Source organism: Sulfitobacter sp. F26169L, from assembly GCF_026410285.1.
In the GTDB taxonomy this organism is placed as follows: Bacteria; Pseudomonadota; Alphaproteobacteria; order Rhodobacterales; family Rhodobacteraceae; genus Sulfitobacter.
In genome coordinates this window covers 187,853-202,071 of the sequence record NZ_JAPMLP010000003.1, presented here as the reverse complement: position 1 = coordinate 202,071, position 14,219 = coordinate 187,853, and the positions used below count along the sequence as shown (strand labels likewise).

The 14,219-nt window shown below is 55.7% G+C and carries 11 protein-coding genes; 7 read left to right on the top strand and 4 right to left on the bottom strand.

Annotated elements, in window-relative coordinates; translation table 11 throughout:
• The first annotated feature begins 43 nt into the window (after positions 1 to 43).
• The 7 genes from nuoK to OS189_RS07750 are packed head-to-tail and all read left to right on the top strand — an operon-like array spanning position 44 to position 8,675.
• A complete protein-coding gene (gene nuoK / locus OS189_RS07780; RefSeq protein ID WP_267166730.1) occupies positions 44 to 349 on the top strand; it encodes an NADH-quinone oxidoreductase subunit NuoK in 306 nt (101 codons plus the stop codon).
• Between the two features lie 4 nt (positions 350 to 353).
• Entirely contained in the window at positions 354 to 2,450 is a 2,097-nt protein-coding gene (nuoL, locus tag OS189_RS07775; protein WP_267166729.1) for an NADH-quinone oxidoreductase subunit L, read from the top strand.
• Complete coding sequence (locus OS189_RS07770; RefSeq protein WP_267166728.1) at positions 2,450 to 4,021, top strand: NADH-quinone oxidoreductase subunit M; 1,572 nt, start codon at positions 2,450 to 2,452, stop codon at positions 4,019 to 4,021. The genes nuoL and OS189_RS07770 overlap by 1 nt, the downstream gene beginning before the upstream one ends.
• Before the next feature lie 2 nt (positions 4,022 to 4,023).
• Positions 4,024 to 5,463 (top strand): NADH-quinone oxidoreductase subunit NuoN, encoded by a 1,440-nt coding sequence (gene nuoN / locus OS189_RS07765; protein WP_267166727.1) that lies wholly within the window; start codon positions 4,024 to 4,026, stop codon positions 5,461 to 5,463.
• A gap of 15 nt (positions 5,464 to 5,478) precedes the next feature.
• Positions 5,479 to 6,213, top strand: coding sequence for a biotin--[acetyl-CoA-carboxylase] ligase (locus tag OS189_RS07760; RefSeq protein ID WP_267166726.1), 735 nt, complete (start codon positions 5,479 to 5,481; stop codon positions 6,211 to 6,213).
• Between the two features lie 18 nt (positions 6,214 to 6,231).
• Complete coding sequence (locus OS189_RS07755; protein ID WP_267166725.1) at positions 6,232 to 7,011, top strand: type III pantothenate kinase; 780 nt, start codon at positions 6,232 to 6,234, stop codon at positions 7,009 to 7,011.
• Entirely contained in the window at positions 7,008 to 8,675 is a 1,668-nt protein-coding gene (locus tag OS189_RS07750) for a ribonuclease J (RefSeq protein ID WP_267166724.1), read from the top strand. Before OS189_RS07755 ends, OS189_RS07750 begins: the two co-directional genes overlap by 4 nt.
• 72 nt (positions 8,676 to 8,747) lie before the next feature.
• Here the strand turns inward: OS189_RS07750 and OS189_RS07745 are convergent, their stop codons facing one another.
• From OS189_RS07745 to OS189_RS07730, 4 genes are all read right to left on the bottom strand, one after another.
• Complete coding sequence (locus OS189_RS07745; RefSeq protein WP_267166723.1) at positions 8,748 to 10,283, bottom strand: DEAD/DEAH box helicase; 1,536 nt, start codon at positions 10,281 to 10,283, stop codon at positions 8,748 to 8,750.
• Positions 10,284 to 10,407: 124 nt separating this feature from the next.
• The gene (locus tag OS189_RS07740; protein ID WP_267166722.1) at positions 10,408 to 11,358 is read right to left on the bottom strand and encodes a glycosyltransferase family 2 protein; all 951 of its coding nucleotides are present in this window, start codon (positions 11,356 to 11,358) and stop codon (positions 10,408 to 10,410) included.
• A gap of 1 nt (position 11,359) precedes the next feature.
• The gene (locus OS189_RS07735) at positions 11,360 to 12,979 is read right to left on the bottom strand and encodes a peptide chain release factor 3 (RefSeq protein ID WP_267167010.1); all 1,620 of its coding nucleotides are present in this window, start codon (positions 12,977 to 12,979) and stop codon (positions 11,360 to 11,362) included.
• Between the two features lie 102 nt (positions 12,980 to 13,081).
• Positions 13,082 to 14,092, bottom strand: coding sequence for a Hint domain-containing protein (locus tag OS189_RS07730; protein ID WP_267166721.1), 1,011 nt, complete (start codon positions 14,090 to 14,092; stop codon positions 13,082 to 13,084).
• Between the last annotated feature and the right edge of the window lie 127 nt (positions 14,093 to 14,219).

The following is a 14,219-nucleotide window of genomic DNA, read 5'->3' as shown; positions in this document are numbered from 1 at the left end:
TGACTGACTATTGCTCCGTGCGAGCGGGAATTTGAGGGACGACATGATCGGACTTGAACATTATCTGACGGTAGCGGCGACGCTGTTTGTCATTGGCATCTTTGGCCTTTTTCTGAACCGCAAGAACGTGATCGTCCTGCTGATGAGCATCGAACTGATGTTGCTTGCGGTGAATATCAATCTGGTCGCCTTCTCCAGTTTCCTCGGTGATTTGGTCGGGCAGGTTTTCATGCTTTTTGTTCTTACGGTTGCAGCCGCCGAAGCGGCGATCGGTCTGGCTATTCTGGTCTGTTTCTTCCGGAACCGCGGCAGTATCGCCGTGGAAGACGTCAACGTGATGAAGGGCTGAGGACATGGAACTTACAATTCTCTTTGCCCCGCTGATCGGCTCGCTTCTGTGCGGCTTTGGCTGGAAAATCATCGGCGAAAATGCGGCCTGCTGGATCGCTACAGCTGGGTTGTTCCTGTCGGCACTGCTCAGCTGGATCGTATTTATTACTTTTGACGGTACAACCGAAACAATCCAGATTTTCCGTTTTATCGAATCCGGCACACTCAGCACGGATTGGTCAATTCGCATGGACCGCCTGACAGCGATTATGCTGATCGTGATTACAACCGTGTCCAGTCTGGTTCACCTTTATTCCTTTGGCTACATGGCGCATGACGAACACTTCGACGAAGGCGTCAGCTACAAGCCGCGCTTTTTCGCCTACCTGTCGTTCTTTACCTTTGCGATGTTGATGCTGGTAACGTCCGACAACCTTGTTCAGATGTTCTTTGGCTGGGAAGGTGTTGGTGTCGCGTCATACCTGCTGATCGGTTTTTATTACAAAAAGCCATCGGCAAATGCCGCCGCGATGAAAGCATTTGTGGTAAACCGCGTCGGTGACTTCGGTTTCATGCTGGGGATGTTGGCGCTGTATCTGCTGACGGACAGCATCCGGTTTGATGACATCTTTGCCGCCGCACCGGAACTGGCTGAAACCACTGTTGGGTTTTTGTGGACAGAGTGGAACGCGGCAAACCTGATTGCCTTCCTGCTGTTTGTGGGTGCGATGGGTAAATCGGCACAGCTGTTCCTGCACACCTGGTTGCCCGACGCGATGGAAGGGCCAACGCCAGTTTCCGCGCTGATCCACGCGGCCACCATGGTTACGGCAGGTGTCTTCCTCGTCAGCCGCATGTCGCCACTGATGGAGTTTGCGCCCGAAGCGATGGTTTTTGTGACCGTGATCGGTGCAACCACAGCGTTTGTAGCCGCGACAATCGGTCTGGTGCAGACCGACATCAAGCGCGTCATCGCATATTCCACCATGTCGCAACTGGGCTATATGTTCGTTGCAGCCGGTGTTGGCATGTATTCTGCCGCGATGTTCCACCTGCTGACCCACGCATTCTTCAAGGCGATGCTGTTCCTCGGGGCGGGCTCGGTTATTCACGCGATGCACCACGAACAGGACATGAATAACTACGGCGGCCTGCGCAAAAAGATCCCCTATACCTTCTGGGCGATGATGATCGGCACACTGGCGATTACCGGTGTCGGTATCCCGCTGACACATATTGGCTTTGCCGGCTTCCTGTCCAAGGATGCGATCATCGAAAGCGCGTGGGGTGGCGGCTCTATGTACGGGTTCTGGCTGCTGGTGATCGCGGCCGCGATGACATCGTTCTACTCGTGGCGCCTGATGTTCCTCACCTTCTATGGTGAGGCGCGCGGCGACAAGCACACCCACGAACATGCCCACGAAAGCCCGATGGTTATGCTGATCCCGCTTGGGGTTCTGGCAATCGGTGCAGTGTTCTCGGGCATGGTGTTTTACAAGAGCTTCTTCGGGTCCGCAGAATATGTCGGAAAGTTCTATGGTATTCCCACGGCAGAGATCGCTGCCGATGGTGAAGGTCAGGTTGACGGCGCAGAGGACAGCCATGGCGCGGCGGATGGAGATGACCACGGTGGTGGCCACCACGGTCCGGCGTTCGCCGGAAAGCCAGGGGAGGGCGCGCTTTATTTCGCACCTGACAACACCGTTCTGGATGATGCACACAGCGCGCCGAAATGGGTCAAGGTCAGCCCCTTTATCGCGATGCTTGGCGGCTTTCTGATGGCGATGTGGTTCTATATCTGGAACCCGACACTGCCTGCACGTCTGGCGGCGAACCAGCGGCCTTTGTACCTGTTCCTGCTGAACAAATGGTACTTTGACGAGGTCTATAACTTTATCTTTGTGCAGCCCGCTAGAGCGGTTGGCCGTTTCCTGTGGAAACGGGGCGACGGAAATGTGATTGATGGTGGGCTGAACGGTCTGGCCATGGGCATCATCCCGTTCCTCACACGGATCGCCGGTAAGGCACAGTCCGGCTACATCTTTACCTATGCCTTCGCCATGGTGATCGGGATTGCGGTTCTGGTTACATGGATGACGATGACTGGAGGAGCAAACTAATGGAAAATAACCTTCTCTCCATTGTCACCTTTATGCCTGCGTTTGCGGCACTGATCCTTGCCATATTCCTGCGCGGCGAGGACGAGGCTGCGCAGCGCAACGCCAAATGGCTGGCGCTGATCACGACATCGGTGACCTTCCTTGTTTCGATATTTGTCTATCTGGAATTTGATCCTTCCAACACGGGTTTCCAGATGGTGGACGAAGCCGACTGGCTGCTGGGCCTGAAGTATCGATTGGGCGTTGACGGAATTTCGATTCTGTTTGTGATGCTGACCACGTTTATGATGCCGTTGGTGATTGCTGCATCGTGGGATGTGAAAACGCGCGTCAAGGAATACATGATCGCGTTCCTGATCCTTGAAACGCTGATGATAGGTGTATTTGTCTCGCTTGATCTGATCCTGTTCTACCTCTTCTTTGAGGCAAGTCTGATCCCGATGTTCCTGATCATCGGTATCTGGGGTGGTGCGAACCGGATTTACGCCAGCTTCAAATTCTTCCTCTACACCTTCTTCGGCTCGGTACTGATGCTGGTTGCGATGGTGGCGATGTTTGCAGATGCCGGCACAACCTGCATCGGCGGCTGTGATGTCAGCCTGCTGACCCACAATTTCGGATCCGAGTCGTTTAGCCTGATGGGGTTCCAGGTGGTGGGCGGTATGCAAACGCTGATGTTCCTTGCGTTCTTTGCCAGCTTTGCGGTGAAAATGCCGATGTGGCCTGTGCATACGTGGTTGCCGGATGCGCACGTTCAGGCGCCTACAGCGGGTTCTGTGGTGCTGGCGGCAATCCTGCTGAAAATGGGCGGTTATGGCTTCCTGCGCTTTTCGCTGCCGATGTTCCCCGTCGGGGCGGAGGTGGTCGGCCCGTTGATCCTGTGGCTGTCTGCAATTGCTATCGTCTATACCTCGCTTGTGGCGCTGGTGCAGGACGATATGAAAAAGCTGATTGCCTATTCATCGGTTGCGCACATGGGTTTTGTAACCATGGGGATTTTTTCCACCAACCAGCAAGGGCTGGACGGTGCGATTTTCCAGATGATCAGTCACGGCTTCATCTCCGGTGCGCTGTTCCTTGCGGTTGGTGTGATTTATGACCGTATGCACACCCGCGAAATCGATGCGTATGGCGGTCTGGTAAACCGGATGCCCGTGTATGCGATGCTGTTCATGTTCTTCACAATGGCGAACGTCGGCTTGCCCGGTACATCGGGGTTTGTGGGTGAATTCCTCACGCTGATGGCGGTATTCCAGGTGAACACCTGGGTCGCTGCGGTTGCGGCAACCGGTGTGATTTTCTCGGCGGCCTATGCCTTGTGGCTTTACCGCCGAGTGGTGATGGGTGATTTGATCAAGGAAAGTCTGAAAGCCATCACCGATATGAACGCACGCGAGAAATGGATTTTCACGCCGCTGGTTGTGATGACACTGCTGCTGGGTGTGTACCCCGCATTGGTACTGGATGTGATCGGACCGTCTGTTGCGGCGCTGGTTGAAAATTATGATACGGCAGTTGCCGCAGCGGATGCGACACTGCAAACCGCCGAAACTTTGAGCTTGGGTGACTAAAGATGACCGATGACATCATGCAAATCTTGCCAGAGATTATCCTTGCGCTTTTTGCGATCGCGGGGCTGATGGCAGGCGCTTATGGCGGCAAGGACGCAATTGCGCGGCCATTGCTCTGGGTGACGGCTGCGGTTTTTCTGGTTGTTGCGATTATGGTTGCCACAACCGACAACACCACCGTCGAAGCCTTTGGCGGTATGTTTATCAATGACGGGTTTGCACGTTTTGCCAAGGTGATGATCCTTGTGTCAGCCGCCTGTGTTCTGATTATTTCGGAACGGTACATGACATCGCGCGATATGCTGCGGTTTGAATATCCGGTTCTGGTTGCGCTCAGCGCGGTCGGGATGATGATGATGGTCTCCGCCGGTGATCTGATGGCGCTTTACATGGGGCTGGAGCTGCAATCGCTGGCGCTGTATGTCGTTGCCTCCCTGCGGCGCGACAGTGTCAAATCGACAGAAGCGGGCCTGAAGTATTTTGTGCTCGGCGCGCTCAGCTCCGGTATGCTGCTCTACGGTGCCTCGCTGGTGTACGGTTACTCCGGCACAACCCTGTTTTCTGGCATTATCACGACGGCGCAATCGGGTGAAACGTCTATTGGTCTGCTGTTTGGTATTGTGTTCCTGATCTCGGGGATGGCGTTCAAGGTTTCGGCTGTGCCGTTTCACATGTGGACACCGGACGTCTACGAGGGATCACCCACACCTGTTACTGCATTCTTTGCCACGGCGCCGAAAGTTGCGGCGATGGGTCTGTTTGCGCGGGTACTGCATGATGCGTTCGGCAATGCGGTCAGCGACTGGAGCCAGATTGTGGCGCTGCTGTCGGTCCTGTCGATGTTCCTAGGTGGTATCGCTGCGATTGGCCAGACCAATATCAAGCGGCTGATGGCCTATTCATCCATCGCTCACATGGGTTATGCGCTGATGGGGCTTGCCGCGGGCACCGCCTTTGGTGTGCAGGCGATGCTGGTCTATATGGCGATCTACGTCACCATGAATGTCGGCGTTTTCTCCTTCATCATGCTGATGGAGAAAGACGGCCAGCCGGTTGTAGATATCTCTGCATTGAACCTGTATTCCAAAAGCCATCCGGGTCGTGCGTTTGCGCTGCTGGTGCTGATGTTCAGCCTTGCAGGTGTGCCACCGTTCCTCGGCTTCTTTGGCAAGCTTTACGTGCTGCGTGCCGCCTACGAAGGCGGGCTGGCATGGTTGGCGATTGCCGGTGTCGTGGCCAGTGTGATCGGTGCGTTCTATTATCTGCGCATCGTCTTCTACATGTACTTTGGCGAAGACAAATCCGATGCCCTGGATCAAAACCGTGGCGGTGTGTTGGTTGGTTTCGTTGTTGCGAGCGCGGTTCTGATGGTTGTTGGTATCGTAAATATGTTCGGTGTTGAAAGTGCGGCTGCACTTGCTGCGGCAACTCTTGTCCAGTAACCGGTATTACCTCTGATGGCCGATTGGCCCGAAGGCTATGCTCGGCATGTCTTTGACACGCTGGATTCCACCCTGTCCGAAGCCGCGCGCATGGCCCCCTCACTTACAGGTCCTGCGTGGATTATGGCGGTTGAGCAGACTGCCGCCCGTGGACGACGGGGGCGGACATGGTCCACTCCCCGGGGGAATTTTGCCGCAACTCTGATCATGCGCCGATCGGGCAGTTTTGCAAATGCAGCCTTGCGCAGTTTTGTCGCCAGCCTTGCCCTTCGCGAAGCCTTTGTCGAGGTTACGGGGCAGACCAGTTCTTTCTCTCTTAAATGGCCCAATGACGTGCTGCTGCATGGCGGAAAGGTCGCAGGGATATTGCTGGAGTCGCTCGATGATTTTCTGGTTATCGGTATCGGCGTAAACCTTGCACACGCACCGCACCCCGATCAGGTGGAACAGGGTGCTGTTACGCCTGTAAGTGTGGCTGCGGGTGCCGGCATTTCTGTTGCGCCAGAAATTTTTCTGGACGTTCTTGCGAGTTCGTACGCGCGTCTGGAGCAGCAGTTTTCAACCTACGGATTTGAGCCGATCCGCACACAATGGCTTAACCACGCGGCGCGCATTGGTGAAGTTGTGACTGCGCGCACAATGCGTGACGAGACTGTCGGCGTTTTCGAAGATGTGGACGCGGACGGTAATCTCATCCTTAATACACCAAAGGGCCGCGTTGCGATCACCGCGGCAGATGTCTATTTTTGAAGATTAGGAGGGCATCCGATGCTCTTGGCAATTGATTGCGGCAACACAAATACGGTTTTCGCCATTTGGGACGGGAACCGGTTTATAGCAACATGGCGGACGGCCACGCAGTGGCAGCGCACAGCAGATCAGTATTACGTCTGGCTGAGTACCCTGATGAAATTGCAGGGAATTGATGTGAAGATATCCGATATGATCGTATCTTCAACCGTGCCACGTGTTGTATGGAACCTGCGGGTGCTGGCGGATCGATACTTCAACACGCGCCCGATTGTTGTGGGTAAACCGGAATGTGCGCTGCCCGTAGAAGTAAGGGTAGATGCAGGCACAGCAGTTGGGCCCGACCGTTTGGTAAATACCGTTGCCGGTTATGATATGTGCGGCGGTGATTTGATCATTGTAGATTTCGGTACGGCCACCACATTCGATGTATCGGCCGAGGACGGTGCCTATATCGGTGGCGTTATTGCGCCCGGTGTGAACCTGAGCCTTGAGGCACTGCACAACGCCGCCGCCGCTTTGCCGCATGTGGATATATCGCAACCGCAGCAGGTGATTGGCACCAATACTGTGGCCTGTATGCAATCAGGGGTTTTTTGGGGTTATATTGGCCTCGTACGTGAGATATGTGCGCGGATAAAGGCGGAGCGTGGGCGCGAGATGCGTGTGATCTCCACCGGCGGGCTCGCGCCGCTGTTTCAGCAGGCCGAGGCCCTCTTTGACGAATATCATGATGATCTGACGATGCACGGCCTGACCGTGATCCATAAATATAACAAGGAATTAGCTGAACAATGAGCAGCGAAAGATTGATCTACCTTCCCCTCGGCGGGGCGGGTGAAATAGGCATGAATGCCTATGTATACGGCTACGGAAAACCCAACAAGGAACGGCTGATTGTCGTTGATATCGGTGTGGCGTTTCCGGATATGGACACCTCACCCGGGGTTGACCTGATTATTGCCGACATTGACTGGCTGGTGCAGCGTAAAGACCGCATCGAAGCGGTGTTTGTAACCCACGCGCACGAAGACCACGTAGGCGGCATTGCCCATACCTATGACCGTCTGCAAGCGCCGATTTACGCACGTAAATTCACCGCCAATATCACGAAACGGAAAATGGCGGAATATAATCACCCCGATGATGCTGTCACAGTTGTGGGCATCTTCCCCCATCAGGTAGAGGCGGGGCCGTTCAAGGTCGGCTTCCAACCGATTTCCCACTCTATCCCCGAAAGCTCGGCACTGGTGATCGATACGCCTGCGGGCCGTATCGTGCATTCGGGTGATTTCAAAGTTGACCTGACCCCCGGCGTGGGCGAACCGTTTGATCCCGCAGCGTTTGAAGAGATCGCCAAGACGGGGATCAAAGCGCTGGTCTGTGACAGTACCAATGTCTTCAGCCAGGAGCCCGGACGTTCCGAAGCGACACTGCCCGAAGCGATCACTGATCTGGTTTCCGGCGCCACGGGCATGGTTGTGGCAACGACATTTGCCTCGAACGTGGCCCGCGTGAAGACACTGGCGGTTGCCGGTGCCAAGGCCGGGCGCTCTGTTGTGCTGCTGGGTCGCGCGATGAAACGTATGGTTGAAGCCTCGGTCGAGGCGGGCGTTCTGAAAGACTTCCCCCCGACCATTAGCCCCGAGCAGGCGCGCGATGTGCCACGCGAAAACCTGCTGCTGCTGGTAACAGGATCGCAGGGCGAGCGGCGCGCGGCAAGTGCGCAACTGGCGCGTGGCAAATACATGGGCCTGACGATGCAGGAAGGGGATATGTTCCTATTCTCGTCCAAGACTATTCCGGGAAATGAAAAAGGCGTCATTCGCATCATCAACCAATTCTCTGAAATGGGTGTTGATGTAGTCGACGACAGCACAAGCAAATACCACGTTTCGGGCCACGCAAACCGCCCCGATCTGGAAACGCTGCACGATCTGTTGAAGCCGCAGGTGTTGATCCCGATGCACGGCGAACACCGCCACCTGCGCGAGCATGTGAAAATTGCGGACGGTAAGGGCATCAAAGGTGTTCTGGCTGTAAATGGCATGATGATCGATCTGTCCGGCAACGAGCCGAAAGTGGCGGAATACATCGAGACAGGCCGCACCTATATTGATGGCACTGTCCAGATCGGTGCATTGGATGGCGTCGTGCGCGACCGTATCCGCATGGCGCTGAACGGTCACATGACCGTCACCGTTTTGATGGATGAACAGGACGAGCCGCTTGGCGATCCTTGGGTGGATACGATGGGTCTGCCTGATATGGGCATCAGCCAGACGGCACTGACAGATGTTGTCGAAGAAGATCTGAGCCAGTGGCTGGGTCGGGCAGGGGCAAAGACCCTACGCGATGACAAAGCACTGGATGACGGTTTGCGAAAAGTTGCGCGTCAGTCTGCACAAAACGAAATCGGCAAAAAGCCCGAAGTGACCGTTGTTGTCAGCCGTTTGAGTTAACCAGCAGGCGAGGCCTGAACGCAAAAAGCCCCGCAGCTAATGCGGGGCTTTTTCTGTTTGTGATTGTTGGTTCTAATCTTTTGGACGATCCGCAAAGCTCAGCTTGATGAAACTGGGGGTGTGATCGCCAAGGCCGACAACAGGGCTGTCATCACGGCGGTCATTCTTGCGGTTTCCATTGCGCGAGCGCGATGTCTGACGATCAGGCTTGTCCATATCCGCTTGTTTCGGCTCGGCCTTTGCCTTCTTGTCTTGCGCCGGCTTCTTAGGCTTTTCCTTTGCAGCAGGCTCTTCGTGCTTTTGGGATGCAGCTTTGGCTGTGTCATCCTGCTTGGATGTATCATCGGATTTACGGCTCCGCGAGCGTGTCCGTTTGGGCTTGTCGCTGTTTGTCGCGGGTTCTTTTTGAGTATCCGGCTTTTTGTCGGCCTTTGCCGGTGCTTCTTCGGTGGCGTTGCCACCTAGAGGGTTTTCCAGCCGCGGGATTTCTTTTTGCACAAGACGTTCAACGTCTTCGAGGTTTTTCTCGTCCCGTGGGACACAAATCATGATCGCTTTGCCGTCACGGCCTGCGCGGCCTGTGCGTCCGATGCGGTGAACATAGTCTTCTGCATGGCTGGGCACATCGAAATTGAACACATGGCTTACCGCAGGCACATCAAGGCCGCGCGCCGCCACATCAGAGGCCACAAGAAAGCGCAGATCGCCAGCGCGGAACCCGTCGAGGGTTTTGGTGCGCTGGCTTTGGTCGAGATCACCGTGGATCGGCGCGGCATCATAGCCGTATTTTTTCAGTGACTTGGAAACAGCATCCACATCCATCTTGCGGTTGCAAAAGATAATGGCGTTTGTGCATTTGTCTGCCTCTGCGTCGATCAACGCGCGCAGCAACTTGCGCTTTTCAGTCGCTTCGCGATCCTTGCGCGATGCTTTGAACATCAGCACGCCTTGGGCGATATTCTCAGAGGTTGTCGCCTGACGCGCCATTTCGATGCGTTCGGGATTGCTGAGGAATGTATTTGTGATCCGCTCGATCTCGGGCGCCATGGTGGCGGAAAAGAACAGCGTCTGGCGGGTGAAGGGGGTGAGGCCGAAGATGCGTTCGATGTCGGGGATGAACCCCATATCCAGCATCCGGTCTGCTTCGTCCACAACCATTACTTTTACGTCAGTAAGGATCAGTTTGCCGCGCTCGTGATGGTCCAGCAGGCGGCCGGGGGTCGCGATAAGTACATCAACACCCTTGTCGATCAGCTTGTCCTGTTCCTTGAACGATACGCCACCGATCAGTAGCGCCTTGGTCAGCTTGGTGTATTTTGCGTAGGTGTCAAAGTTTTCGGCAACCTGTGCGGCCAGTTCACGGGTAGGGCACAAGACCAGACTGCGCGGCATGCGCGCACGTGCGCGGCCCCGCGCCAGCATTGTGATCATCGGCAGCGTAAAGCTGGCGGTTTTACCTGTACCCGTCTGGGCAATGCCCAGCACATCGCGCCCTTCAAGCGCGGGAGGGATGGCGCCCGCCTGAATCGGTGTAGGGCTTTCATACCCTGCCTCTTCAACAGCTTTGAGGACCTTGGGGTTCAGGCTCAGTTCTGAAAATTTTATCATGTGTATCCGTTAGTTGCGGACACTTGTTTGGCCCGCGCCAGCATCTACGTCGGCCCGCATGGCCCAAGGGGCGGCGTTTGCCGCGACATATCTGGACAGCGCATAGCAAGTTGCAGGGGGGGCGTCAAATCTTTGCGATATTTGGAAAATGTTTGTCAACTGCTGTGTCAAACAGGAAGCGAGTGGTGTGCAGGTATCCGTGGCTCTCCAGCCGTGCGCGCAGGTGCGGTGTGTCGGCGCAGACTTCGTTAAAAAACGCGCGCAGACCTGCTTCGCCTTCTTCTTCATGGATCGCGGTGAACAGTTCATGCATTGTGATCCCGCCGCGCTCACGACTGCGCGCGGGCCCCAGATCGGCGCGGTAGGATCCCTCGCGAAAGCGGTAGGCGAAGTGGTCATGCCACGACTGCCAGTCTGTCGCATGAAAATGCGCAAGGCGGATTTCCGGCAGTTTGACATGATTGGGGTTCGTCTCACCATTCACAAACGCGTTGTGAATGCGGAACTTCAGCCCCTCAATACCGGTGCGGACAAATATCTTGCCCGCGATATGGCTTAGAAAACCGCCTTTCAGATGTTGCCCGAATGTGGGGTAAAGTGCGGACACAACCTGTTCGCGCTTTTTACCGGCAGGAATGAAGGTCTTGAATGCGGCGTCAACCTGCGGATCACCGCCCGATAGAAGTTCCATCGGGCGCGCGCGTGCGCACTGGATATTATCGGGCAGCGCGGCAAGCAGGGAGGTCACCCGACTGCTTGGCACGAGAAACTCGTCAACGTCCATATGCATCAGCCAGTCCACTTCACGGGCCCGGCGATATGCACGGGTTGCATTGACGGTCTGGCGTGGCTGATGCATTTCGGGGCGGCCATTGTTATGCTGGTTCCAGTAATCGTCATCGCAGCGTATCACGCGGGTTTTGGGGTGTTCGCGCAGGGCATCCTGTGCCACCGTGCAGGGCGCATCAAGATAGATATAGATACGGTGCGCGCCCAGTTCCAAGTGATAGGCAACAAAGCGCAGGATCGTCGGGGCATCGGCCTTGATCGTCGCGACAATGCCCCACGTCGTCATGTCAGACCATCATTTCTTTGGTCGAAGTCAGCTTTACATCGGGATAATCGCGATCAACGCGGTCAATGTCCCACTGAAGCCGCGTCAGATAGACGATATCGCCATCATTGTCATAGGCGATGTGCTGCTTGTTGGCTTCCGCAAATTTATCAATCGCCGCCTTTGGCCCGTTGACCCAGCGCGCGGATGTAAACTGTGACGGTTCAAACCGCACGGGCAGGCCGTATTCAAGCTCGATCCGGCTGGCAAGAACCTCGAACTGCAACTGGCCCACAACACCCACCACAAAGCCCGCGCCGATGGAAGGCTTGAACACTTTCGCGGCACCTTCTTCGGCGAATTGCATCAGCGCTTTTTCAAGGTGTTTTGATTTCAACGGATCACCGGCGCGTACCCCTTGCAACAGTTCCGGCGCAAAAGACGGGATGCCGGTCACGCGGATCGCTTCGCCTTCGGTCAATGTGTCTCCGATGCGCAACTGGCCGTGGTTTGGGATACCGATGATATCGCCTGCCCATGCTTCCTCTGCCAGTTCGCGATCGGCGGCCAGAAACATCACGGGGCTGGCAACGGTCATCACCTTTTTGGTGCGCACATGGGTTAGTTTCATCCCACGTTCAAAATGGCCCGAGGCAAGACGTACAAACGCCACGCGGTCGCGGTGTTTCGGGTCCATGTTGGCTTGTACCTTAAAAACAAAGCCGGATACCTTCTTTTCCTCTGGCAGAATCGGGCGCGGCTCGGCGCGCTGGATTTGCGGTTCCGGCCCGTATGTCGCGATACCGTCCATCAACTCCTTGACGCCGAAAGAATTGATCGCGGATCCGAACCAGATCGGGGTGAGCGAACCTTCGGCCATCAAATCCGCGTCAAGGGGCGGCATCAGCTCGCGGACCATTTCAAGATCCTCTTTGAGCTTACCCAGTAGTTCTGCAGGCACATGCTCTGCCAACTTGGGGTCTTCTAACCCTTCGATCTTGATGCTTTCGGATACCTTATTGCGGTCCGCACGGTCCATCAGCTCCAGACGATCACGCAGGATGTCGTAGCAACCGATAAAATCGCGGCCCACCCCGATAGGCCATGACGCTGGCGTTACATCAATGGCGAGGTTTTGCTGGATTTCGTCAATGATCTCGAAGACATCACGGCTTTCACGGTCCATTTTGTTACAAAAGGTCAGGATCGGAAGGTCACGCATCCGGCAGACCTCGAACAGTTTCTGTGTCTGGCTTTCCACACCTTTCGCGCCGTCAATCACCATTACGGCGGCGTCTACCGCTGTTAGCGTGCGGTAGGTATCTTCGGAAAAATCCGAGTGACCGGGCGTGTCGACCAGATTGAAGCGATAGTTTTTGTCTTTACCCTTAAAATCAAACGACATGGCCGAGGCCGATACGGAAATGCCGCGGTCCTTCTCCATTGCCATAAAGTCTGATCTAGTGCGACGCGCTTCTCCTTTGGCGCGCACTTGTCCGGCCATCTGGATTGCCCCCCCAAACAGCAGAAACTTTTCTGTCAGCGTCGTTTTCCCGGCATCCGGGTGACTGATGATCGCAAAGGTGCGCCGCCGTGCGATTTCAAGCGGCAGATCGGGGCGATTGTGTTGATTATCCAGCATGTTGCGGCGTGTTCCTGATGTGTTTTGTGCCATCCATCGGGCTGGATCAACACTCTATACTTTTTGCGTACTCATACCTTACAGGGCTGGCAAGGCAAGCAATCAGCGGCTGGAGGCCTTTTTCAGCAAATCCGCGATATCGGCGCGCTTCAGCAGGCCTTCGTTTACGTCCAGCCCGGCGTGAGGCAGGTCGGAATGTCCGGGAACGTGTTGGCCAAGGCTTTGCGCCAGATCATCGGGCAGGACGGGGCGGGTACGGCTATCGATCAGCATACTTTCGGCGGCGATGCCTTCGGCATAGATGATCTGGTGACTGTCAAACAGCAGTTGGAAATAGTCTACAAATCCGCCTTGCGCGACTGTCACGGTATCCCCGTTGACCAGATGGCGGGCCTTTACCAGCAGTTCAGACCGCCCCGCGCCCAGCTCGTCCGTGCGCTGATAGATGAACAGGCGGTGATCGGGGCTGACCAGCAAATCGGCGGTATTGTGCAGCGCGCCCGCTGCAATGCGGATCGGGGCAAATTCGCCGACGGCGCGGGTGGTCGTGGTGCCGATCCAGCGCAGGGTTTGCACCCCGTCATCGCGTGTCAGAATACGGTCGCCAACCGCCAGATCCTCAACAGCGCGCTGCGCGCCGGAGGCTAACGTGATATGGGTGCCACGGGTGAAGCTGACACAGGCAACCTGCGCAAATTTGGTATGCGCGGTTTCACGGTCAATCCCGACAAGCCGGTATTCGATCTTCCCACTCAGGGCGCTGAAAGGCAGAAGGTAAATCTGGGCAATATCGCCCGCATCGTCAACTTCAACCAGCACCAGTGCGTCGGAAATGCCGCCATCCGGTGACATAAACGTCAGCGCGCTATCAAGGTGGATTGTCGCACCAGCGGTGCCGACACTGGTGTCATACCCCACACTGAACGTCGCATCGTCGCGCGCCACCAGCGACAGGCGCACGGGTTCAGCGCCGAAATCAACCTCGTAAACATCATCAAGAATCAACTCGCTGGCGATGGAAATCTGATCGCCCATGTTTGCGCCATCCGTGGCACGGACTTGACCCGCAAGATATACGGGGACGCTTTGCGACGAGAGAGAGCCTGTGGACATGAATGCGCCTTTTAAGGGTCTGCTTTTGGGAACGTTTACAGTAGAATTATGGCAAGGTGCGGTCAATGGAGCGGTGTTTTGCTGGCAAGGCGAGCAAGGCTGCGATAGCAAGGCATAAACCTAACAG

What these genes read in the sequence shown, in the direction of transcription:
- nuoK (WP_267166730.1), top strand. Translation starts at nt 44, where the DNA reads ATGATCGGACTTGAACATTATCTGACGGTAGCGGCGACGCTGTTTGTC.
- nuoL (WP_267166729.1), top strand. Translation starts at nt 354, where the DNA reads ATGGAACTTACAATTCTCTTTGCCCCGCTGATCGGCTCGCTTCTGTGC.
- OS189_RS07770 (WP_267166728.1), top strand. Translation starts at nt 2,450, where the DNA reads ATGGAAAATAACCTTCTCTCCATTGTCACCTTTATGCCTGCGTTTGCG.
- nuoN (WP_267166727.1), top strand. Translation starts at nt 4,024, where the DNA reads ATGACCGATGACATCATGCAAATCTTGCCAGAGATTATCCTTGCGCTT.
- OS189_RS07760 (WP_267166726.1), top strand. Translation starts at nt 5,479, where the DNA reads ATGGCCGATTGGCCCGAAGGCTATGCTCGGCATGTCTTTGACACGCTG.
- OS189_RS07755 (WP_267166725.1), top strand. Translation starts at nt 6,232, where the DNA reads ATGCTCTTGGCAATTGATTGCGGCAACACAAATACGGTTTTCGCCATT.
- OS189_RS07750 (WP_267166724.1), top strand. Translation starts at nt 7,008, where the DNA reads ATGAGCAGCGAAAGATTGATCTACCTTCCCCTCGGCGGGGCGGGTGAA.
- OS189_RS07745 (WP_267166723.1), bottom strand. Translation starts at nt 10,283, where the DNA reads ATGATAAAATTTTCAGAACTGAGCCTGAACCCCAAGGTCCTCAAAGCT.
- OS189_RS07740 (WP_267166722.1), bottom strand. Translation starts at nt 11,358, where the DNA reads ATGACGACGTGGGGCATTGTCGCGACGATCAAGGCCGATGCCCCGACG.
- OS189_RS07735 (WP_267167010.1), bottom strand. Translation starts at nt 12,979, where the DNA reads ATGCTGGATAATCAACACAATCGCCCCGATCTGCCGCTTGAAATCGCA.
- OS189_RS07730 (WP_267166721.1), bottom strand. Translation starts at nt 14,092, where the DNA reads ATGTCCACAGGCTCTCTCTCGTCGCAAAGCGTCCCCGTATATCTTGCG.